The following is a 371-nucleotide window of genomic DNA, read 5'->3' as shown; positions in this document are numbered from 1 at the left end:
GCTCCTGTTGCTCCTGTACTTCCACTCGGTCCACCGCCCGGACCTGTCGCACCAGTTGGCCCCGTCGGACCAGGAGGTCCTCCTGACGGGCCAGTAATCCCTGTCGGACCTGTTACTCCAGTCGGACCTGTTATCCCCTGACCAGTCGCTCCGGTTGCCCCTGTATTTCCACTCGGCCCTTGTAGCCCTTGCATTCCTTGTGCCCCTTGTATTCCTTGTGGACCAGTTGCCCCAGGTAATCCTTGCACTCCTTGGATTCCTTGTGGTCCCTCTGGCCCGGTAGCTCCAATGGGCCCTTGTAATCCCTGTATACCTTGTATACCTTGTGCTCCTGTCGCTCCGGTTGGACCAGCTGGACCTTGCAATCCTTG

General features: G+C 58.8%; 1 pseudogene. It reads right to left on the bottom strand.

Features of this window, described 5'->3' with window-relative positions:
• Positions 1-371 (bottom strand): annotated as a pseudogene (locus MR079_RS28540) (collagen-like protein); the annotation flags it as partial.

The organism is Bacillus cereus group sp. BfR-BA-01381, from assembly GCF_022663555.1.
In the GTDB taxonomy this organism is placed as follows: Bacteria; Bacillota; Bacilli; order Bacillales; family Bacillaceae_G; genus Bacillus_A; species Bacillus_A pacificus.
Note: the sequence above shows the minus strand (reverse complement) of the source record. Positions and strands in the feature narration are given on the sequence as shown.